Annotated in this window: 6 protein-coding genes; 5 read left to right on the forward strand and 1 reads right to left on the reverse strand. The window is 42.5% G+C overall.

The genetic code is table 11. The features are described 5' to 3' along the window. The first annotated feature begins 38 nt into the window (after window positions 1-38). The 4 genes from LG003_RS04190 (at window position 39) to LG003_RS04205 (ending at window position 15,009) form a co-directional block, all read left to right on the forward strand. Window positions 39-7,106 (forward strand): Tc toxin subunit A-related protein, encoded by a 7,068-nt coding sequence (locus LG003_RS04190; RefSeq protein WP_112876803.1) that lies wholly within the window; start codon window positions 39-41, stop codon window positions 7,104-7,106. Window positions 7,107-7,162: 56 nt separating this feature from the next. Beyond that, window positions 7,163-11,587 (forward strand): SpvB/TcaC N-terminal domain-containing protein, encoded by a 4,425-nt coding sequence (locus LG003_RS04195; RefSeq protein ID WP_262980227.1) that lies wholly within the window; start codon window positions 7,163-7,165, stop codon window positions 11,585-11,587. A gap of 52 nt (window positions 11,588-11,639) precedes the next feature. Continuing rightward, window positions 11,640-11,960, forward strand: coding sequence for a phage holin family protein (locus tag LG003_RS04200; protein WP_112876805.1), 321 nt, complete (start codon window positions 11,640-11,642; stop codon window positions 11,958-11,960). A gap of 136 nt (window positions 11,961-12,096) precedes the next feature. Then, window positions 12,097-15,009 (forward strand): RHS repeat protein, encoded by a 2,913-nt coding sequence (locus LG003_RS04205; protein ID WP_262980228.1) that lies wholly within the window; start codon window positions 12,097-12,099, stop codon window positions 15,007-15,009. Window positions 15,010-15,125: 116 nt separating this feature from the next. On the opposite strand, the gene LG003_RS04210 is transcribed toward LG003_RS04205, so the two are convergent. After that, window positions 15,126-16,037, reverse strand: a complete 912-nt coding sequence (locus LG003_RS04210; protein ID WP_262980229.1) for a helix-turn-helix domain-containing protein — start codon at window positions 16,035-16,037, stop codon at window positions 15,126-15,128. A 601-nt stretch (window positions 16,038-16,638) separates the two neighbouring features. Between LG003_RS04210 and LG003_RS04215 the strand changes: the two genes are divergently transcribed. Then, window positions 16,639-23,757 carry a Tc toxin subunit A-related protein gene (locus LG003_RS04215; RefSeq protein WP_262980230.1) on the forward strand — a complete coding sequence of 2,373 codons (7,119 nt, stop codon included), beginning with the start codon at window positions 16,639-16,641 and terminating at the stop codon, window positions 23,755-23,757. The last annotated feature ends 20 nt before the right edge of the window (window positions 23,758-23,777 follow it).

Here is a 23,777-nt window from a genome sequence, read left to right on the forward strand (position 1 = left end):
TAAATGTTTTATTGACCTAACATTTAAAAGGAATAAACATGAACACACTCAAATCCGAATATCAACAAGCGTTAGGAGCAGGTTTTAATAATCTAACCGATATTTGCCATCTCTCTTTTGACGAACTTCGCAAAAAAGTGAAGGACCAACTCTCATGGTCACAGACCCAGAGCTTATATCTTGAAGCACAGCAGGTGCAAAAGGATAACCTTCTGCATGAAGCCCGTATTCTGAAACGCGCCAATCCTCAATTACAAAGTGCGGTACATCTTGCCCTGACAACACCTCATGCTGACCAACAAGGTTATAATAGCCGATTTGGCAACCGCGCTAGCCAATATGCAGCCCCTGGCGCAATTTCTTCCATGTTTTCTCCCGCGGCTTACCTGGCTGAACTTTATCGTCAGGCACGAAATTTACATGACAAAGATTCTATTTATCATTTGGATAAACGCCGTCCAGATCTAAAATCATTGGTACTCAGCCAGAAAAATATGGATACGGAGATTTCCACACTTTCTCTGTCTAATGACATGTTGCTAGAAGGGATTAAAACTCAGCCTAATTTGGACAGCCACACTAAAGTGATGGAAAAATTATCTACTTTCCGCCTTTCCAGTTCGATGCCATATCACGATGCTTATGAAAGTGTACGTAAGGTTATTCAATTACAAGCTCAGGTATTTGAGCAATTAAGCGTATACCCAGAAACAACACTCTCTCAATTGAAGTATCAAGCTTCCCTGTTAGATATTAATGCTTCCGTTTCACCAAAGTTATTTACTATTCTGACAGAAGAAATTACCGAATCTACTGCTGAAACTCTTTATAAGAATAATTTTGGTGATATTAAACCTTCTCTGATAGAAAAACTGGAATATCTGAAAAGTTATTACAATCTGAGTGATGAAGAGTTTAGCGACTTCCTTAAAATAAGAACTATACTTCTCCCAGAAGAAGAAATAACAATTACTGAGCCTGCATCGCGTACTACTAGTACACAACAAACTATCGAAAAGACTAATTATCGTGCTCTGTTGAAAATTAATAAATTTATTCGTCTATTCAAAGCTATAAACTTATCACCAACGGTATTAAGTGGAATCCTCCACAGTATCAGTCCAGAATTCAACATCAATGAAGAAGTGTTAAAAAAAATCTTCTGTATTAAATACTATATGCAACGTTACGGTATTGATGCTGAAACTGCACTAATACTATGCAAGGCACCAATTTCACAACATAGCAATGACGGCCATCCAAGCCAGTTTGATCGTTTATTTAATTCCCCAAAACTGAATGGTCAGGATTTTTCTACCAATGGCACTCCAGAGATTGATTTAAATCTAAGCAGTACCAACAGCTGGCACAAAACAGTACTTAAACGTGCTTTTAATGTCGATGATATCTCATTAAATCGACTACTAAAGGTTACCTATGGAGACAACACTAAAGAAACAATGGTTAATAATAGAGATAATCTCTCTCATCTCTATCGCACAAAATTACTCGCGGATATCCATCAGCTAACTATTGATGAATTAGGGGTACTACTAGTAGTAGTTGCCATAGATGAAGGAAAAACCGATTTATCTAAGATTACTCATGATAATTTAGCGGTTCTAATTAGCAAACTCTATACTGTAACCAATTGGCTGCGTACACGGAAATGGAGTGTATATCAGTTATTTGTGATGACCACCACCGACTATAACCAAACCCTGACACCAGAAATTCAGAACTTACTGGATACTATATATAACGGCCTGCAAGATTTTGACAAGAAAATACTAAAAGCCAAAGAGGAGCTAAAAAAAGCGGAAGAAAGCCAGCAAAAATCGGAAGAAAATTTAAATAAAGCCAAAAAGAATCTGCAAGAGGCCGAGGAGAATCTGAAAAAAACACTGTCTCATTACATAGCCGCCGCTCTGCAATTGCCATCTGAGAATGTTGCTCTCTCCGTGCTGGCCTGGGCAGATAAGCTAAACTATGGCAAAGCAGACAAAATGACGGCAGACACACTCTGGGACTGGTTGCGGAAAAATCCCTTTGGAACTCAATCATCGGAACCAACAGGAACAACTGCATCAGATAACTCAATTCAACAAGCTGTCCACTATTGCCAATGTCTAGCACAACTAGCACTGATTTACCGTTCTACTGGCCTTAGCGAAAGCACTTTACGTCTGTTTGTGACAAATCCACAACTCTTTGGTCTTACCACAACAGCAACGTCAACACACAATGTATTATCACTGATTATGCTGACGCGTTTTACCGACTGGGTTAACTCACTAGGTGAAAACGCCTCTTCTGTACTGACCGAATTTGAAAAAGGAACATTAACAGCAGAAATATTGGCTAAGGCCATGAATCTTGATGAAAATCTACTGGAGCAAGCCAAGACTCAAGCAAAAGCTGATTTCTCCAACTGGTCATCTATCGACACCATCCGGCAATGGATTAACATCGCACGTCAATTGAATATCTCTCCACAAGGTATTTCTGAACTGGAGCAAGTATTAGACATAGAATCTTCCGCTGACTATACCAAATGGGAAAACGTCGCTTCGATATTAACCTCCGGGCTAGACACCCAAAAAGCCAATGCCCTACATGCATTTCTGGATGAGTCTCGCAGTGCTGCGTTAAGTACATACTATATTTATTCTCATAACCAAAAAGATCGAAAAGAAAGAAAACATACGGTAATTAAAGACCGTGATGATCTATATCAATACCTATTGATCGATAACCAGGTCTCCGCCGCCATCAAAACCACGGAAATTGCGGAAGCTATTGCCAGTATCCAACTGTATATTAACCGCGCATTGAAAAATATGGAGGAAGATACCGACACAAGTGTCACCAGCCGTTCATTCTTTACTAACTGGGATAAATACAACAAACGCTACAGCACCTGGGCCGGCATCGCTAAACTCCTTTACTACCCTGAAAATTACATCGATCCAACACTGCGGATCGGCCAGACAAAAATGATGGATGCGCTACTGCAATCCATCAGCCAGAGTCAATTGAATACCGATACCGTAGAAGATGCCTTTAAATCTTATCTAACGTCATTCGAACAGGTGGCTAATCTGGAAGTAATCAGCGCCTATCATGACAACATTAATAATGACCAAGGATTGACCTATTTTATCGGACGCAGTAAAACAGAAGTGAATCAATATTATTGGCGCAGTGTAGATCACAATAAATTCAGCGAAGGTAAATTCCCCGCTAATGCCTGGAGCGAGTGGCACAAAATTGACTGTCCAATTAACCCCTATGAAGATACTATCCGCCCGGTAATCTACCAATCCCGCCTATATATCACCTGGCTGGAACAGAAGAAGGTAACTAATCGATCAGAAGTAGAAGCTCTATCAAAAGTAGAAGCTCTATCAGAAATAAAAACAGACAAACAAAGAAGCAAAACGACCACAAGCTATTATTATGAACTGAAATTGGCACATATTCGTTATGACGGTACCTGGAATACACCAATTACCTTTGATGTAGATAAAAAAATATCTGATCTAAATCTAGAACCGAATAAAGTGTTAGGACTCTATTGTGCAAGCTATCAAGGCAAAGATAAATTACTGGTCATATTTTATCAAAAACGGCCCGAACAAGCAGATTATAGACAGGCTACCATGCAAGGGTTATATATCTCCTCTAATATGTCACAAGAAGAGATGAAGCCTAATGATTATAAACTTAATATTCATGAACAGCTTGATACCCGTACTGAAACCAATAGTGTTATAAGAGTCAATAACCGCTATGCAGAAAGCTACGAAATCCCTTCATCAGTAAACAGTAATAACGGTTATGATTGGGGTGAAGGCTACCTGAGTATGGTATATGGCGGGAGTATTCTGATTACCCGACCTCAATTAAATGGTTCAAAAATCCAAATCTCACCGAAGTTAAGAATTATTCATAATGGATATGAAGGTCGACAACGTAATCAATGCAATTTGATGAAAAAATACGGTAAGCTTGGTGATAAATTTATTATTTATACCACGCTAGGTATTAACCAAAATAATTTATCAAATAAAAAATTTATCTACCCTGTTTATCAATATGGAGACACCCCCGAAAAAGGGAAACTACTGTTTTATCGGGATAGTGCCACTAACTTTGTAAGAGCCTGGCTCCCTAACCTTCCCTCTGGCTCTCAAGAAATGTCCGTAACCACTGGCGGTAACATTAGTGGTAACTATGGTTATATTGATAATAAACATAGTAACAACAATCCATTCAAAGAATATTTCTATATGGATGACCACGGTGGTATTGACACTGATGTTTCTGGACCAATGTTTATTAATACCGATATTAAGTCTTCAAATGTTAAAGTCATAATAAAGGCTACCGGTATCAAAGAAGAAACGTTTATAGCAAGCAAGGACAACAATGTACCTACTGAGCCACCCCCTAACTTCGAAGAAATGTATTATCAATTTAAAGCTCTCAAAGAAATAGATGTCTCCAAGCTGACATATAATAATAATGAAGCAAGTATTGATGTCACCTTTACAGCATCTGCTGAAGCATTTGAAAGTGGTCAGAAAGAACGTAATCTAGGCGAAGAACATTTCAGTATTCGTATTACCAAAAAGGCAGAAACTGATAATGTCTTATCCCTTCACAGCAATCCAAGCGGGGCACAATATATGCAATGGGGAAACAATAGTACCCGCCTTAATACGCTATTTGCCCGTAAATTAATTAGCCGAGCCAACGCTGGTATTGACACTATTTTAAGCATGGAAACTCAGAATATTCAGGAACCTAAATTAGGAGAAGATTCGCTTGATGCTACAGAACCAATGGATTTCAACGGCGCTAACAGCCTCTATTTCTGGGAACTGTTCTACTATACCCCGATGTTGATTGCTCAGCGTTTGCTGCACGAGCAAAACTTCGATGAGGCTAACCGCTGGCTGAAATATGTCTGGAATCCGGCTGGCTATATTGTCAATGGTCAAATGCAGCATTACCGCTGGAATGTCCGCCCATTACAAGAGGATACTAGTTGGAACGATGATCCACTGGATTCGGTCGATCCTGACGCTGTAGCGCAACACGACCCAATGCACTACAAAGTCGCCACCTTTATGCGCACCCTTGATCTGTTGATCGAACAGGGAGATTACGCCTATCGCCAATTGGAGCGAGACACACTCGCCGAAGCCAAAATGTGGTATATGCAAGCACTGCATCTATTAGGTGATAAACCTCATCTACCACTCAGTTCAACATGGAATGATCCAGAGCTAGAAGAAGCCGCAGATCTTGAAAAACAACAGATACACGCCAAAGCAATAGCAGATTTACGACAAGGCCAGTCTACAGATGGAGGCAACACAGATCTTTTCTTGCCACAAGTCAACGAAGTGATGCTGAGCTATTGGCAGAAACTGGAACAACGGCTGTATAACCTGCGCCATAACCTCTCTATTGATGGTCAACCTTTGCATCTGCCTATTTTCGCAACACCAGCCGATCCAAAAGCGTTACTCAGTGCCGCTGTTGCCAGCTCACAGGGCGGAAGCAATATGCCAACGTCATTTATGTCACTGTGGCGTTTCCCACACATGCTGGAAAACGCCCGCGGCATGGTCAGTCAGCTCACTCAATTCGGCTCCACATTGCAAAATATTATCGAACGTCAGGATGCAGAGGCATTAAACACACTGTTGCAGAATCATGCGGCGGAACTGGTATTGACCAATCTCAGCATACAGGGCAAAACCATTGAAGAGCTGGATGTTGAAAAAACTGTGCTAGAAAAAACACGCGCCGGAGCTCAATCACGTTTTGATAGCTACAGCAAATTCTACAATGAAGACATCAACGCAGGTGAAAAACAGGCAATGGCATTGCGTGCTTCCGTCGCTGGTATCTCTACTGCCCTTCAAGCATCACATCTGGCGGGCGCGGCTCTTGATCTGGCCCCCAACATCTTTGGCTTCGCTGATGGTGGTAGCCATTGGGGTGCGATCGCCCAAGCCACAGGTAATGTCATGGAATTCTCCGCCAGTGTCATGAACACCGAAGCGGATAAAATCAGCCAGTCGGAAGCCTACCGTCGTCGCCGTCAGGAATGGGAAATACAGCGTAATAACGCCGAGACAGAGCTGAAACAAATCGATGCTCAGCTTCAATCACTAGTAGTACGCCGCGAAGCCGCGGTGTTGCAGAAAACCAGCCTGAAAACGCAACAGGAACAAACCCAAGCACAACTGCTGTTCCTACAACATAAGTTCAGCAATCAAGCTTTGTACAACTGGCTGCGTGGTCGGCTGTCCGCCATTTACTTCCAGTTCTATGATTTAACAGTAGCTCGCTGTTTGATGGCTGAAATGGCCTATCGCTGGGAGACTAATGACACCACGGCAAGCTTTATCAAACCCGGTGCCTGGCAAGGAACCCATGCCGGTTTGCTGGCGGGAGAAACCTTAATGCTGAATCTGGCACAAATGGAAGATGCGCATCTGAAACAGGATCAACGCGTACTGGAAGTAGAACGTACCGTTTCACTAGCAAATATCTATAAAGAGAAAAGTCAATTTTCCCTGACTGAGAAAATTGCAGAACTGGTGAAGAATAAATTAGGCACTGCCGGTAGCGGAAATAATGCCCTGAAGTTTGGTACCAAAAGTGCCAAAACTTCTCTGCAAGCGTCTATTTCGTTAGCTGACTTACAAATTTGTCACGATTACCCAGAAGGTAGTGGAGTCGGTAATGTTCGCCGAATTAAACAGATCAGTGTCACCCTGCCAGCACTGTTAGGCCCCTATCAGGATGTGCAAGCGATTCTGTCTTACAGCGGAGATGTCACTGGATTAACTGAAAGTTGCAAATCGTTGGCGGTTTCTCATGGGATGAATGACAGCGGCCAGTTCCAACTGGATTTCAACGATGGAAAATTCCTGCCGTTTGAAGGAATCGACATCGATAAAGGTACGCTGACATTGAGCTTCCCAAATGCAATTGGTGAAGGAAGCAAAGAGGGCAAACAACAAACCATGCTGGAGAGTCTAAGCGACATCATTCTGCATATTCGCTACACCATTCGCCAATAACGATTTCAATTAAGTGCTAAAACAGGCCCCTAAATGGGGCCTGCAAGGAGTCTTTCATGCAAAATTCACAAGATTTTAGTATTACAGAACTATCATTGCCCAAAGGGGGAGGCGCTATCACGGGAATGGGGGAAGCGTTAACCCCCACCGGACCGGATGGTATGGCCGCGCTATCTCTACCATTGCCTATTTCTGCCGGGCGCGGTTATGCCCCGTCACTCGCCTTAAACTACAACAGTGGCGCCGGTAACAGTCCATTTGGTCTGGGTTGGGATTGCAATGTTATGACCATCCGCCGACGCACCCATTTTGGCGTTCCCCATTATAACGAAACCGATACTTTCCTTGGGCCGGAAGGCGAAGTACTGGTAGTAGCGGATCAACTGCGTGATGAATCGACATTACAGGGTATCAACCTAGGCGCTACCTTCACCGTTACCGAATACCGTTCCCGTCTGGAAAGTCATTTCAGCCGATTGGAATATTGGCAGCCCAAGACAACAGACAAAACAGACTTTTGGTTGATATATAGCCCAGATGGACAGATACATCTACTGGGTAAATCATCTCAAGCGCGGATCAGCAACCCGTCAGACATCACACAAACAGCACAATGGTTGCTAGAAGCTTCCGTATCACCACATGGTGAGCAAATTTATTATCAGTACCGAGCCGAAGATAACTTAGATTGTGAAACTAATGAAACTACGCTCCATCCACAGGCCACAGCACAACGTTATTTACACATAGTGTATTACGGCAACCGGACAGCCAGCGAAACGTTACCCGGTCTGGATGGTCGCGGCCCATCACAAACAGACTGGTTGTTCTACCTGGTATTTGATTACGGCGAACGCAGTAACAACCTGAAAATGCCACCAGCATTTACAGCAACGGGTAACTGGCTTTGTCGTCAGGACCGTTTTTCCCGTTATGAATATGGCTTTGGGATTCGTACCCGCCGTTTATGCCGTCAGATACTGATGTATCACTGCCTGCAAGCGCTGGATAATAAGATAAAAGAACACAACGGACCAACGCTGGTTTCACGCCTGATACTCAATTATAACGAAAGCGAAATCGCCAGCACGCTGGCATTTGTTCGTCGAGTGGGACACGAGCAAGACGGTACTGCCGTCACCCTGCCACCATTAGAATTGGCGTATCAGGATTTTTCACCGCAACATAACGCTCACTGGCAGCCGATGGACGTTCTGTCTAATTTCAACTCTATTCAGCGCTGGCAACTAGTTGATCTAAAAGGCGAAGGATTACCGGGCCTGCTATATCAGGATAAAAACGCCTGGTGGTACCGTTCCGCACAGCGCTTGGGTGAAATTGGCTCAGATACCGTCACTTGGGAAAAAATGCAGCCTTTGTCTGTTATCCCTTCCTTGCAAAGTAACGCCTCGCTGGTGGATATCAACGGAGACGGCCAACTTGACTGGGTTATCACCGGACCGGGATTACGGGGATATCATAGTCAACGCCCGGATGGCAGTTGGACACGTTTTACCCCGCTCAACGCTCTGCCGGTGGAATATACTCATCCACGCGCGCAACTCGCCGACTTAATGGGAGCCGGACTCTCTGATTTAGTGCTGATCGGCCCTAACAGTGTGCGTTTATATGCCAATACTCGTGACGGCTTTGCCAAAGGGCAAGATGTGGTGCAATCCGGTGATGTCACGCTGCCAGTACCGGGTGCCGATCCGCGTAAGTTGGTGGCGTTTAGTGATGTATTGGGTTCCGGTCAGACGCATCTGGTTGAAGTGAGCGCAACTAAAGTCACCTGCTGGCCTAATCTGGGGCACGGACGTTTTGGTCAACCCATTACCCTTACCCTACCGGGATTCAGCCAGCCGGAGGCCATATTTAACCCTGCTCAAGTTTATCTGGCCGATCTGGATGGCAGCGGTCCAACTGATCTGATTTATGTTCACACCAACCGTCTGGATATCTTCCTGAATAAAAGCGGCAACGGTTTTGCCGCACCAGTGACATTGCACTTCCCAGAAGGCTTGCGTTTTGATCATACCTGTCAGTTACAAGTGGCCGATGTACAAGGGTTAGGCGTCGCCAGCCTGATACTGAGCGTGCCACATATGGCTCCCCATCACTGGCGTTGTGATCTAACCAGCGCAAAACCGTGGTTACTCAGTGAAATAAATAACAATATGGGGGCCCATCACACCTTGCGTTACCGCAGTTCCACCCAGTTTTGGCTGGATGAAAAATCCGCGGCGTTGGCTGCCGGACAAACACCGGTTTGTTATCTCCCCTTCCCGGTACACACCCTATGGCAAACGGAAACAGAGGATGAAATCAGCGGCAACAAATTAGTCACAACACTACGTTATGCTCGTGGTGCCTGGGATGGGCGTGAGCGGGAATTTCGCGGATTTGGTTATGTAGAGCAGACAGACAGCCATCAACTGGCTCAAGGCAACGCGCCAGAACGCACACCACCCGCACTGACCAAAAACTGGTATGCCACCGGGCTGCCCGTAATAGATAACACATTATCGACAGAGTATTGGCGTGGTGATAATCAGGCTTTTGCCGGTTTTTCACCACGCTTTACGACCTGGCAAGATGGTCAAGATGTTCAGCTAACACCGGAAGATGATAACAGCCAGTATTGGCTAAATCGGGCGTTGAAAGGCCAACTGCTACGTAGTGAACTATACGGGAAGGATGGCAGTACACAGGAGAAAACTCCCTACACGGTCACTGAATTCCGCCCACAAGTACGTCGATTACAGCATACCGATAACCGATATCCGGTGCTGTGGTCATCTGTAGTTGAAAGCCGCAACTATCATTACGAGCGTATCGCCAGCGACCCGCAATGCAGCCAAGATATTACGCTATCCAGTGATCTATTTGGTCAACCGCTAAAACAGGTTTCGGTACAGTATCCACGCCGACAGCAACCGGCAATCAGTCCGTATCCTGATACGCTGCCTGATAAGTTGTTAGCCAACAGCTATGATGACCAGCAACGCCAATTACGGTTCACTTATCAACAGTTCAGTTGGCATCATCTGACTGGTAATGCCGTTCGGGTATTGGGATTACCGGATAGTACCCGCAGTGATATCTTTACTTATGGCGCTGAAAATGTGCCTGCTGATGGTTTAAATCTGGAACTACTGAGCGATAAAAATAGTCTGATTGCGGATAATAAACCGCGTGAATACCTCGGCCAGAAAAAAACCGTTTATACCAATGGGAAAAATGCAACGCCATTGCAAACGCCAACGCGACAAGCGCTGGTTGCCTTTACCGAGACAACGGTATTTAGTCAATCCACACTATCAGCGTTTGATGGGAGTATCCCATCTGCTCAATTATCAACGACGCTGGAACAAGCCGGATACCAACAAACAAATTATCTATTCCCTCGCACTGGAGAAGACAAAATCTGGGTAGCTCATCATGGCTATACCGATTACGGTACAGCTGCACAGTTCTGGCGCCCACAAAAACAGAGCAACACCCAACTCACGGGCAAAATTACACTCACTTGGGATGCAAGCTATTGCGTTGTCACCCAAACCCGAGATGCTGCTGGACTGACAACCTCAACCAGATATGACTGGCGTTTTCTGACTCCTGTACAACTCACGGATATCAATGACAATCAGCACCTTATCACGCTAGATGCACTAGGCCGACCAATCACACTGCGCTTTTGGGGAACTGAAAACGGCAAGATGACCGGTTACTCTTCACCGGAAAAAACATCGTTTTCTCCACCATCCGATGTAGACGCCGCTATTGAGTTAAAAAAACCGCTCCCTGTAGTACAGTGTCAGGTTTACGCACCAGAAAGCTGGATGCCAGTACTAAGTCAGAAAGCCCTCAATAGACTGGCAGAGCAAGACCGGCAAAAGTTATACAACGCCAGAATCATCACCGAAGATGGGCGCATATGTACACTGGCCTATCGCCACTGGGCACAAAGTCAAAAGGCACCCCCTCAACTCATTAGCCTGTTAAACAACGTTCGCCGTTTACCGCCTCACAGCCTCACATTGACTACGGATCGTTATGACCGCGATCCTGAGCAACAGATCCGTCAACAGGTGGTATTTAGCGATGGCTTTGGCCGCTTGCTGCAAGCTGCTGCCCGACATGAGGCAGGCATGGCCTGGCAACGCAATGAAGACGGTTCTCTAATTATAAATGTCCAGCATACTGAGAATCGTTGGGCAGTGACTGGACGAACGGAATATGACAATAAGGGACAACCGATACGCACCTATCAGCCCTATTTCCTCAATGACTGGCGATACATTAGCAATGACAGTGCCCGGCAGGAAAAAGAAGCTTATGCAGATACCCATGTCTATGATCCCGTTGGTCGAGAAATCAAGGTTATCACCGCAAAAGGTTGGTTACGCCGAACCTTGTTCACTCCCTGGTTTACTGTCAATGAGGATGAAAATGACACAGCTGCTGAGGTGAATATGTAACTTGATCAACCCCGCCTGGCTGACAGGCGGGAAACATAGATAGAGGTGAAAGGTGTTGTTCATAATACCGTCAGATACTCAACTTATTATCTGGTTGATCATTGGTTTTATTGCGGCCTGGGGCGGGTTAGTAAGGTACCTCATTGATATGCAAAACAAACAATATAAATGGAGTTGGATCAACGTATTCTGTCAACTCATCATCTCCTGTTTTACCGGTGTACTGGGAGGACTGCTGAGTTTTGAAAGTGGCAGCAGTATCTATATGACTTTTGCGATTGCAGGTTTATTCGGCACAACAGGAAGTACCGGACTGAATTGGCTCTGGCGCCGCCTCGTTATGCATCATCATGATCATGGAAGGAAGCAATAAGGTATGCCCACTGCCACAGCAAACCATCTGTCTCCAGCTAAACTGGGAAATTATCTACTACACTATCGTAAGAAAACTAACATGCAGACAAAAATTGCGATTGCAGAAAGGATTACACACAACAACGAGGTAAATCATGAAAAATATTGATCCCAAACTTTATCAAAAAACCCCTATCGTCAACGTCCAAGACAACCGTGGTTTGACGATCCGTAATATCGATTTTCACCGTACCACCGCAAACGGTGATACCGATACCCGTATTACCCGCCATCAATACAATGCTCACGGGCACCTAAGTCAAAGCATCGATCCGCGCCTATATGAGGTCAGACAAACTAACAGTACGATCAAACCCAATTTTCTTTGGCAGTATGACTTGACCGGTAATCCCCTACGTACAGAGAGCATTGATGCAGGTCGCACTGTCACCTTGAATGATATTGAAGGCCGTCCGCTGCTGACAGTGACTGCAACAGGTGTCATACAAACCCGGCAATATGAAATTTCTTCTCTGCCCGGTCGTCTGTTATCTGTTACCGAACAAATACCAGAGGAAAAAACATCCCGTATCACCGAACGCTTGATTTGGGCTGGCAATAGCGAAGCAGAGAAAAACCATAACCTTGCCGGCCAGTGTGTGCGCCACTATGACACGGCGGGAGTTACCCGGTTGGAGAGTTTATCACTGACCGGTACTGTTTTATCTCAATCCAGCCAACTATTGATCGACACTCAAGAGGCAAACTGGACAGGTGATAACGAAACTGTCTGGCAAAACATGCTGGCTGATGACATCTACACCATCCTGAGCACCTTCGATACCACCGGCGCTTTATTGACTCAGACCGATGCGAAAGGGAACATTCAGAGGCTAGCCTATGATGTGGCCGGGCAGCTAAACGGGAGCGGGTTAACAGTAAAAGGCCAGACGGAACAAGTGATTATTAAATCCCTGACCTATTCCGCTGCCGGACAAAAATTACGCGAGGAACACGGCAATGGTGTTATTACTGAATATAGTTATGAACCGGAAACCCAATGGCTTATCGGTATCAAAACCCGCCGTCCGTCAAACACCAATCCGTTAGACAGCAAAGTGTTGCAAGACCTACGCTATCAATATGACCCGGTCGGCAATGTCATCAGTATCCGTAACGATGCGGAAGCTACCCGCTTTTGGCACAATCAAAAAGTGGTGCCGGAAAACACCTACACTTACGATTCCCTATATCAGCTTACCAGCGCCACCGGGCGCGAGATGGCGAATATAGGTCAACAAAGTCACCAATTTCCCTCCCCCGCTCTACCTTCTGATAACAACACTTATACCAACTATACCCGTACTTATATTTATGACCGTGGCGGCAATCTGACTAAAATCCAGCACAGTTCACCGGCTACGCAAAACAACTACACCACAGATATCACGGTTTCTAACCGGAGCAATCGCTCAGTGCTAAGCACACTGACCGAAGATCCGGCGCAAGTAGATGCTTTGTTTGATGCAGGCGGGCATCAGAACATTTTAACATCAGGACAAAGCCTGAACTGGAATACTCGCGGTGAACTACAACAAGTAACATTGGTGAAACGGGACAAGGGCACCAATGATGATCGGGAGTGGTATCGTTATAGTGGTGATGGGAAAAGGACATTAAAAGTCAACGAACAACGGGCCAGCAACAACGCTCAAATACAGCGAATAACTTATTTGTCGAGCTTAGAACTCCGTTTAACACAAAACAACACGACCACAACCGAAGATTTGCAAATTATCACAGTAGGAGAAGCGGGCCGGGCACAGGTACGAGTATTACATTGGGAGAGTGGCAAGCCTGCGGATATCAGCAATAATCAGCTACGTTATAGCTACGATAATCTTATTGGCTCTAGTCAGCTTGAATTAGACAGCGAAGGACAGATTATCAGTGAGGAAGAGTACTATCCCTATGGTGGCACGGCATTATGGGCAGCAAGGAATCAGACAGAAGCCAGTTATAAAACCATCCGTTATTCAGGCAAAGAGCGGGATGCGACCGGGTTGTATTACTACGGCTATCGGTATTACCAACCGTGGGTAGGACGGTGGTTAAGTGCCGATCCGGCGGGAACAGTAGATGGGCTGAATTTATATCGCATGGTGAGGAATAATCCCATTAAATATCATGATACTGATGGTAGAGCACCTGAAATTAAAGATGTCGAACACACTGTGATATATGGTTTCAGCCATCACCGCGGATCAGAAATGGGGAAGGCATTCGCGGCTAATAAGAATCCTGTTACCATCGATGAGTATAATGCCGGGCTTGGTATCATGGGTGAATTAAGTCTGTCTGATTATTTTAGAATTTCTCAAAATCTTAAAGAAGACAGCCCGCCTAAATTGAATGAGGGAAATATAAGAGCTAACTCACTTAAATATCTGGATGCTATAGGTATAAAGGCGGATTCAGCTACGGATAAAACTAAACAGGAAGCCTATGAACAACAATATGCTTACACTGCGTCATGGAGTTTTCATATGGTAGAAAATAAAGGAAAATTAGATATTCAAAGTAAGATAAAGAGTCTTCTACCCAAAAAGAGTCTCTTTAGCGGATTTTCCGGCAAAGAGCGATACCAGAAATTAGATGCATTTATTTTAAAAAATAGTGATGGTAGCGATTTCACTATTCAAAGGCAGAGAGATATATTAACGAAATTTGCTTCCGCAGGAAATGCAGGAGAACTTGAAAGCACCTTATCAACAGCAGACCAATCATGGCTAAAAAATACTATTGCAACGGCATTCTTTAGACAAACAAGTAAATTAGGTATGGATTGGTTTATAAAACAACTAGCATCACCTGATTTCAGATTTGTTATGGCTGGATATAACGGGGAAAAATTGACTATCGAGCAGCTAAATTCGGATAAACCCTGGAAAACAGGAAAAAGAAGGAAAGAAGGTCCGCATGAATATGCCGAAGCAATAACTTTCTCTGAAATTCGCCACGCCTATAGGAAGGGATACAACAGTAAAATAAACTTTATCCAAAAATAATTAGGGACAAGCCATGAGATAATATTTATCTCATGGCTTGATGACTTTTAACATTCAATATTACATAATTAAAACAATATCTAACCAATTAAAATAACAATACCTTATCTCTCATACTAAAATATCAAATCAGAAATTAATGAATTTAATGGTTCTTTATATTTATTTCTAAGGACATAAGCACAATACCTTACCGATGGTGCTGGACGTGGTTCAAAATTCAGAAATGTTATACCTTTATCAATATGGGCAGAATAGCGCATTTCATTGGGTGTCATTAAACTTATCGCGACACCCGCTTTTACCAGATCCAATCTATTAGTAAAATCAGGGATCGTCAATAACGCTAAATTCTGGTATTCAGGCAGATAATTCAATGGCATAAAATTATCGCATTGTTTTAAAAAGGCACTATTATGCTGAACCAAAGGAAAGCTATATATTATTTCATCAACATGACTCTCTGGTTCTAAAATATCATTGGATACGGCAAGAGACAACTTTTGATAAGCACCATCTATCCTGATGATATCATCATTATCTGGATAACATTCAGTCGTCACATAAACCGTTATATCCCCTTTCATTAAGGAAGAAAATATTGCGTCTTGTCTTGTTAAATCATCAATGAGGAAATTGTTGATTATACAAATATCGCGGTAATGATAACGTTGCACTGCTCTTTTTACGACCGTAGATATCTTATTAACATATTCTCCACTTGTGCCAATAACCAGTTTGTCTCTGTTTGATAATTTATAATTTCTACGACAATTCCAGTTATCCTCAACTTTTTGGATCCTTTCATAACATGGCAACAACTCCTGATATAATGCCTTACCCTCTTCCGTAAGCTTGGTTTTTCCCGGTAATCGCTCAAATAATTGGCAACCTACACGCTGTTCCAGTTGATATACGAGCCTGCTAAGTGGAGAGGGGGTAATGCAAAGCGTATCCGCTGCTAACGTGAATGACTCTTTCTTAGCTGATTCCATAAAATACTTTAGTTGCTTTGAACAAAATATCATCACATACCCTCTTGTTTTCATTCCAGAAATGGAATATTAACCATAGAACATGACAATGATGTTTCTACTTTGCATTATTTTACATTAGGACATGTATTAATTGATATTGGATTTCACTATTTATATTCTTAATGCTTACTAAACACTTAATTAATTATTATAAAATAAAAATAAATTACCAATATATTTAAATAATAATTTTAATGAAACTTTATATTTTGTGATTAAGTGCAAATATATCTCATCATCACTAATATTCTATATTTCAATTAGTTAAATAAACATCGATAATATTTATATTAAATCAATACCAATATACCATTAAATAAAATACACAATTGATATTTACCATAACTTAACTTCTCTGTTTTCTCATTACGCATAAATCATGATGTACACAACAACCGCTTATTCCCTCCAGCTTTGTTCAAAAAACAATTGCAAATTTTGCGGCTGCTTTTTTTGCAACAGCTATTTAAACAAAACAGTGACATAGTGATTATCCTCATCTTTCTATAGAACGGAATCATTCTCTTATTGTATCGATGGTACAGAGAGCACACGGATGTTTCATTTACCTTATGATTTAAAAGGAATAAACATGAACTCATACGTGAAAGAGATACCTGATGCATTGCAAAGCCAGTGTGGTATTCATTGTCTGACCGATATTTGCCTCTATTCTTTTAATGAATTCCGCCAGCAAGTCTCTGATCATCTCTCTTGGTCAGAGACCAACCGCTTATATCGTGATGCACAACAGGAACAAAAAGAGAATCAATTATATGAAGCACGTATTCTCAAACGCGCTAACCCACAGTTACAAAATGCAGTGCACCTCGGTATTACCCTCCCTCATGCTGAATTGCGAAGCTACAATAATGAATTCGGTAGCCGAGCCAGCCAATATGTGGCACCGGGTTCAGTTTCCTCTATGTTCTCCCCCGCGGCTTATTTAACTGAACTCTATCGTGAAGCGCGTAATTTACATGCCAGCGACTCCGTTTATCATCTGGATGAACGCCGCCCAGATCTCCAATCAATGGAGCTCAACCAGAAAAATATGGACACTGAGCTTTCCACGCTTTCTCTGTCCAATGAAATTTTGTTGAAAGGAATTAAAGCTAATAAGTCTAATCTGGACAGCGATACTAAAGTGATGGAAATGTTATCCACTTTCCGTCCTTCCGGTACGATACCTTATCATGACGCTTACGAAAATGTGCGTAAAGCTATCCAATTACAAGATCCTCAACTTGAGCAATTTCAGAAATCACCCGCTGTTACTGAATTAATGCATCAAGCTTCACTATTAGGGATTGATAACTCTATCTCGCCGGAATTGTTTAATATCCTGACGGAAGAGATTACCGAGGCTAATGCAGAGGAAATTTATAAAAAGAATTTTGGCGATATTGACCCTACCTGGTTGGCAATGCCAGAATATCTGAAAAGTTATTATAATTTTAGTGATGAAGAGCTTAGCCAATTCATTCACAAATATCCAGATAATGAACTCAATACTCAGAAAATACATTTACTAAAAATCAATAAAATTATTTTATTATCACGAACCGTAAACCTGCCATTTTTAAAAATAGATGAAATTGTTCCAGAACAGAGTATTAATCCAACGGTATTAGGAAAAATCTTTCTAGTTAAATACTATATGAAGAAATACAACATTGATACTGAAACTGCCTTAATACTATGTAACGCACCTATTTCACAGCATTCCTATCGTAATCAACCTAGCCAATTTGATCTCCTATTTAATACTCCACCACTCAACGGGCAATATTTTGCTGTTGGAAATACCGACATTGACTTAAATCTGAATAGCACCAATAATTGGCACAAAACAGTACTTAAACGTGCTTTTAATGTCGATGATATTTCTCTTTATCGATTGCTCCATATTGCTAATCATGAAAATAAAGATGGAAAAATTGCTAATAATATAAAGAATCTTTCCAATCTTTATATGACTAAACTACTGGCCGATATTCATCAATTAACGATTGATGAACTGTATTTGCTACTGATGACTATCGGTGAAGATAAGAGAGATCTCTATACAATTGATGATGAAAACTTACAGGAACTGATTAACAAACTCGATACACTAAGCAATTGGTTGCATACACAAAAGTGGAGTGTCTATCAGTTATTTTTAATGACCACCACCAACTATGACAAAACGCTAACGCCTGAAATTCGAAACTTACTAAATACGGTCTACAATGGTTTGCAGAATTTTGACAAAGAGAAAACAGATCTTCTGGCTGCCATAGCACCTTATATTGCCGCAACGCTACAATTACCGTCTGAAAATGTCGCACATTCTATTCTTCTCTGGGCTGATAAGATAAAACCAAGCGAAAATAAAATAACGGCAAAAAAATTCTGGAACTGGTTACAAAATAAAGACATTTCAGAATTATCAAAACCACCAGAAATGCAGGAACAAATTATTCAATACTGTCACTGTCTGGCACAATTGACAATGATTTATCGTTCTTCCGGCATTAACGAAAACGCTTTCCGTCTCTTTATCGAAAAGCCAACTATTTTTGGCATTTCTGATGAACCTGATAAAGCGATACCAGCCCATAATGCACCAACATTAATCATCCTAACCCGCTTTGCCAATTGGGTTAATTCCCTAGGTGAAAAAGCCTCCTCTATTCTAACGGCTTTTGAAAATAAAACCTTAACCGCGGAACAATTAGCTAACTCCATGAATATTGATGTTAATTTACTGGAACAAGCCAATATTCAAGCACAAAATTACAACCAAGTTACTAAAGAAAATGCATTCTCCAATTGGCAATCTATCAACATTATTCTGCAATGGGCCAATGTAGCCAGTAATTTGAATATCTCCCCACAAGGTATTTCATCCCTGATAGCATTGGATTATATACAACCGACTCAAAAAACACCGACCTATGCCCAATGGGAAAGCGCAGCTATGGTATTAACTGCCGGGTTAGATCCCCAACAAACTCATACCCTGCACGTATTCCTAGATGAATCTCGCAGTACTGCATTAAGCAATTACTATATTGGCAAGATCGCTAATCGGGCAGCATCAATTAAAAGCCGTGACGATCTATACCAATATTTACTGATTGATAATCAAGTTTCCGCTGCAATAAAAACTACACGTATTGCCGAAGCCATTGCCAGTATCCAATTGTATGTCAACCGGGCGCTGGAAAATGTAGAAACCCACGCCGTTTCTGATGTTATAACCCGTCAATTTTTTATCGATTGGGATAAATATAATAAACGTTACAGCACCTGGGCTGGCGTTTCACAATTAGCCTACTATCCTGAAAATTATATCGATCCGACGATGCGTATCGGGCAAACGAAAATGATGGATACGCTACTACAATCCGTCAGCCAGAGCCAATTAAATGCCGATACAGTAGAAGACGCATTTAAATCTTACCTAACCTCATTTGAACAAGTCGCTAATTTGGAGGTCATTAGTGCGTATCATGACAATGTTAATAATGGCCAAGGGCTAACCTATTTTATCGGACACAGTAAAACAGAAGTTAATCAATATTACTGGCGCAGCGTCGATCACAGTAAATTCAATGATGGTAAATTCGCCGCTAACGCCTGGAGTGAATGGAATAAAATTGACTGCGCAATTAATCCCTACCAAAACACCATCCGCCCAGTTATCTATAAATCCCGCTTATATCTGATTTGGCTGGAACAAAAGGAAACAGCTAAACAAGATAAGGATAATAAAGTCATTACTGACTATTGCTATGAATTAAAATTGGCTCATATTCGTTATGATGGTACCTGGAATACACCAATAGCCTTTGATGTGAATAGCAAAATATCAGCATTAGAACTGACAAAGTCTCAAGCTCCCGGACTCTATTGCGCAGGTTATCAAGGGGAAGATACCTTGCTGGTAATGTTTTATAGAAAAGAAGATGAATTAGATGATTATAAAACTGCGCCAACGCAAGGATTATATATTTTCTCCGATATGTCTTCCAAAGATATGAGCAATGAACAACGCAACTCTTATCGAGATAATAGTTATACACATTTCGATACTAATAGTGTCATAAGAATAAATAACCGATATGCAGAAGATTATGAAATCCCTTCATTGATGAATCATAGCAATAGCCATGATTGGGGGGAATATAATCTCAGCCAAGTATACGGCGGAAGTATAGTTATCAATTACCAAGTTGCATCAAGTGATTTAAAAATCTATCTTTCACCAAAATTAAGAATAATTCATGATGGAAAAGAAGGCCGAGAACGTATTCAGTGTGACCTGATAAAGAAATATGGAAAACTGGGAGATAAATTTATTATTTATACAAATATAAATAAAAACCCGAATCACTCTAAAAATGATAAACTTATCTATCCCGTTTATCAATATCGTAATAATGACAAAGGACGTCTGCTATTTTATAGGAGCAATACAACTGGTACTGTAAGGGCTTGGTTCCCAACAACTAAAGAAGAAATAACCGCAACTACAAGTAGTAACCAAGATTGTATTATCGATACGATTAATAATGCAGATCTATTTAAAGCATATTTCTATATGGAAGATAAAGAGGGCCAGATTGCCACCGATATTAGTGGATCAATAGATATCAACACAGCAATTTCTTCTGAAAAGGTTCAAGTTACAATCAAAGCTGGCAAAGAATACTCTCTTACGGCGAATAAGGATGTCTCCGCTCAACCATCACCTAGCTTTGAAGAAATGTGTTACCAATTTAATATTCTCGAAATAGAAGGTTCTGACTTGAAATTTATTAATAATTTAGCCAATATTGATGTCACATTTACAGCCTTTGCAGAAAATAACCGTAATTTGGGCAAGGAACGTTTCAGTATCCCTGTCACCCGAAAGGTTAAAACCGATAACGCGCTAATTCTTTGCCATGACAAGAATGGCGCTCAATATATGCAATGGGGAGCCTATCACGTTCGCCTTAATACCCTATTTGCTCGCCAATTAGTTGAACGCGCCACAACAGGTATTGATACGATTCTCAGTATGGAAACTCAGAATATTCAGGAACCGATGATGGGAATAGGGGCTTATGTAGAACTCGTTATGGATAAATATGATCCTGATATCCACGGTACTAATAAATCATTTAAGATTATGTATGGTGATATTTTTAAATCAGGCGATTATTTTCCCATTTATCTAGGAACATTAAGCGATACTACACAAACAATTGTAAGATTATTCTTACCTCGCTTCGATGATGCTTATGGAGACAAAAACAATCTCTATGTTTACGCAGTTTATCAAAAAGTGGAAACAAATTTCATTCGATTTGTTAAAAAAGATAATAATGAACCCGCTATATTCGACACTACCTATAAGAACACGACTTTCCCAGGGCTTGTATCAGCCAGAGTAATACCAACTTTCACGGAACCAATGGATTTCAGCGGCGCCAACAGCCTCTATTTCTGGGAGCTGTTCTACTATACCCCAATGCTGGTTGCTCAGCGTTTACTACATGAACAAAACTTTGATGAAGCTAACCGTTGGCTGAAATATGTCTGGAGTCCAGCTGGCTATATTATTCGTGGCCAAATTAAAAACTATCACTGGAATGTGCGCCCGTTACTGGAAAATACCAGTTGGAACAGTGATCCTTTGGATTCCGTCGATCCTGACGCGGTGGCACAGCACGATCCAATGCACTATAAAGTAGCCACCTTTATGCGCACTCTCGATCTACTGATGGCACGCGGCGATCATGCCTATCGCCAACTGGAGCGGGATACGCTGAACGAGGCCAAAATGTGGTATATGCAGGCGCTGCACCTATTAGGTGAGAAACCTTATCTGCCGCTGAGTTCTGCATGGAATGATCCACGTCTGGACAATGCCTCAGACACAACCACACAAAAAGCATATTCCTACGCAATAACCACTCTACGGCAAGGCACGCAAATACCATCATTATCATTGCGCTCCGCTAATACCCTGACCGATCTTTTCCTGCCACAAATCAACGACGTTATGCTGAGCTACTGGAACAAACTGGAACTGCGCCTGTATAACTTGCGTCATAATCTCTCCATCGATGGTCAACCGCTCTATCTGCCGATGTATGCCACAGCGGCCGATCCGAAAGCGTTACTCAGCGCCGCCGTTGCTACGTCTCAGGGAGGAGGCTCGCTTCCACAGCCATTTATGTCACTGTGGCGCTTCCCGCATATGCTAGAAAATGCCCGTAGCATGGTCACTCAACTCACACAGTTCGGTTCCACGTTGCAAAATATTATTGAACGCCAAGATGCTGAGGCCCTAAATGCTCTGCTGCAAAATCAAGCCAAGGAGCTGATATTAACGACGCTAAGCATTCAGGACAAAACCATTGAAGAAATAGATGCTGAAAAAACCGTGCTGGAAAAATCCAAAGCCGGGGCACAATCGCGCTTTAACAACTACAGCAAGTTATACGATGAAGATGTCAACGCCGGTGAACGTCAAGCTCTGGATATGCGAATAGCTTCCCAAAGTATTACCGCCGGATTGAAAGGCTTGCATATGGCTGCTGCCGCACTGGAGATGGTACCTAATATCTACGGCTTTGCGGTCGGGGGAACGCGCTTTGGGGCAATTGCCAATGCCATTGCTATTGGTGGCGGGATCGCCGCAGACGGTCTATTAATTGAAGCGGAGAAAGTCTCTCAATCTGAAATATGGCGCCGTCGCCGTCAAGAGTGGGAAATCCAGCGTAATAATGCCGAAGCAGAGATGAAACAAATCGATGCTCAACTCAAATCGCTAACGGTACGCCGCGAAGCAGCCGTATTACAGAAAACCAGCCTGAAAACCCAACAGGAACAAACTCAAGCACAACTGGCCTTCCTGCAACGAAAATTCAGTAATCAAGCCCTATACAACTGGTTACGTGGTCGGTTAGCTGCCATTTATTTCCAATTTTACGATTTAGTCGTCGCCCGTTGTCTGATGGCAGAACAAGCTTACCGTTGGGAAACTAACGATTCCTCTGCACGCTTTATTAAACCGGGAGCCTGGCAAGGAACCTATGCTGGCCTGCTCGCTGGTGAAACTTTAATGTTAAATCTGGCACAAATGGAAGATGCCCATCTGAAACAAGAGCAACGTGCACTGGAAGTGGAACGCACGGTTTCTCTGGCGCAGGTGTACCAATCCTTAGGGGAAAAAAGCTTTGCTTTGAAAGATAAAATTGAAGCGTTGCTACAAGGAGGTAAAGAGACTGCCGCCGGTAACGACGGCAATCAATTGAAATTAACCAGCAATACGCTATCCGCGACACTAACCCTGCAAGACCTGAAACTCAAAGATGATTACCCAGATGACATGCAATTAGGCAAAACACGCCGCATTAAACAAATTAGTGTCTCCTTACCGGCACTATTGGGACCATATCAAGATGTTCAAGCTGTTCTGTCTTATGGTGGCGACGCCACCGGCTTAGCTAAAGGTTGTAAAGCCTTGGCGCTCTCCCACGGCCTGAATGACAACGGTCAGTTTCAGCTCGATTTCAACGATGGCAAATTCCTACCGTTTGAAGGGATCGATATTAATGACAAGGGGACATTAACGCTAAGTTTCCCCAATGCCACCAGTAAACAAAAAACCATATTACAGATGCTGACCGATATTATTCTGCACATTCGTTACACTATTCTCGAATAACCATCACCTGCAACAGGCCC

This window comes from Photorhabdus kleinii (assembly GCF_025384885.1).
Classification (GTDB): domain Bacteria; phylum Pseudomonadota; class Gammaproteobacteria; order Enterobacterales; family Enterobacteriaceae; genus Photorhabdus; species Photorhabdus kayaii.

Bases quoted from the DNA above. Each gene is read 5' to 3' on its own strand.
- LG003_RS04195 (WP_262980227.1), top strand. From the start codon at position 7,163: ATGCAAAATTCACAAGATTTTAGTATTACAGAACTATCATTGCCCAAA.
- LG003_RS04215 (WP_262980230.1), top strand. From the start codon at position 16,639: ATGAACTCATACGTGAAAGAGATACCTGATGCATTGCAAAGCCAGTGT.
- LG003_RS04210 (WP_262980229.1), bottom strand. From the start codon at position 16,037: ATGATATTTTGTTCAAAGCAACTAAAGTATTTTATGGAATCAGCTAAG.
- LG003_RS04190 (WP_112876803.1), top strand. From the start codon at position 39: ATGAACACACTCAAATCCGAATATCAACAAGCGTTAGGAGCAGGTTTT.
- LG003_RS04205 (WP_262980228.1), top strand. From the start codon at position 12,097: ATGAAAAATATTGATCCCAAACTTTATCAAAAAACCCCTATCGTCAAC.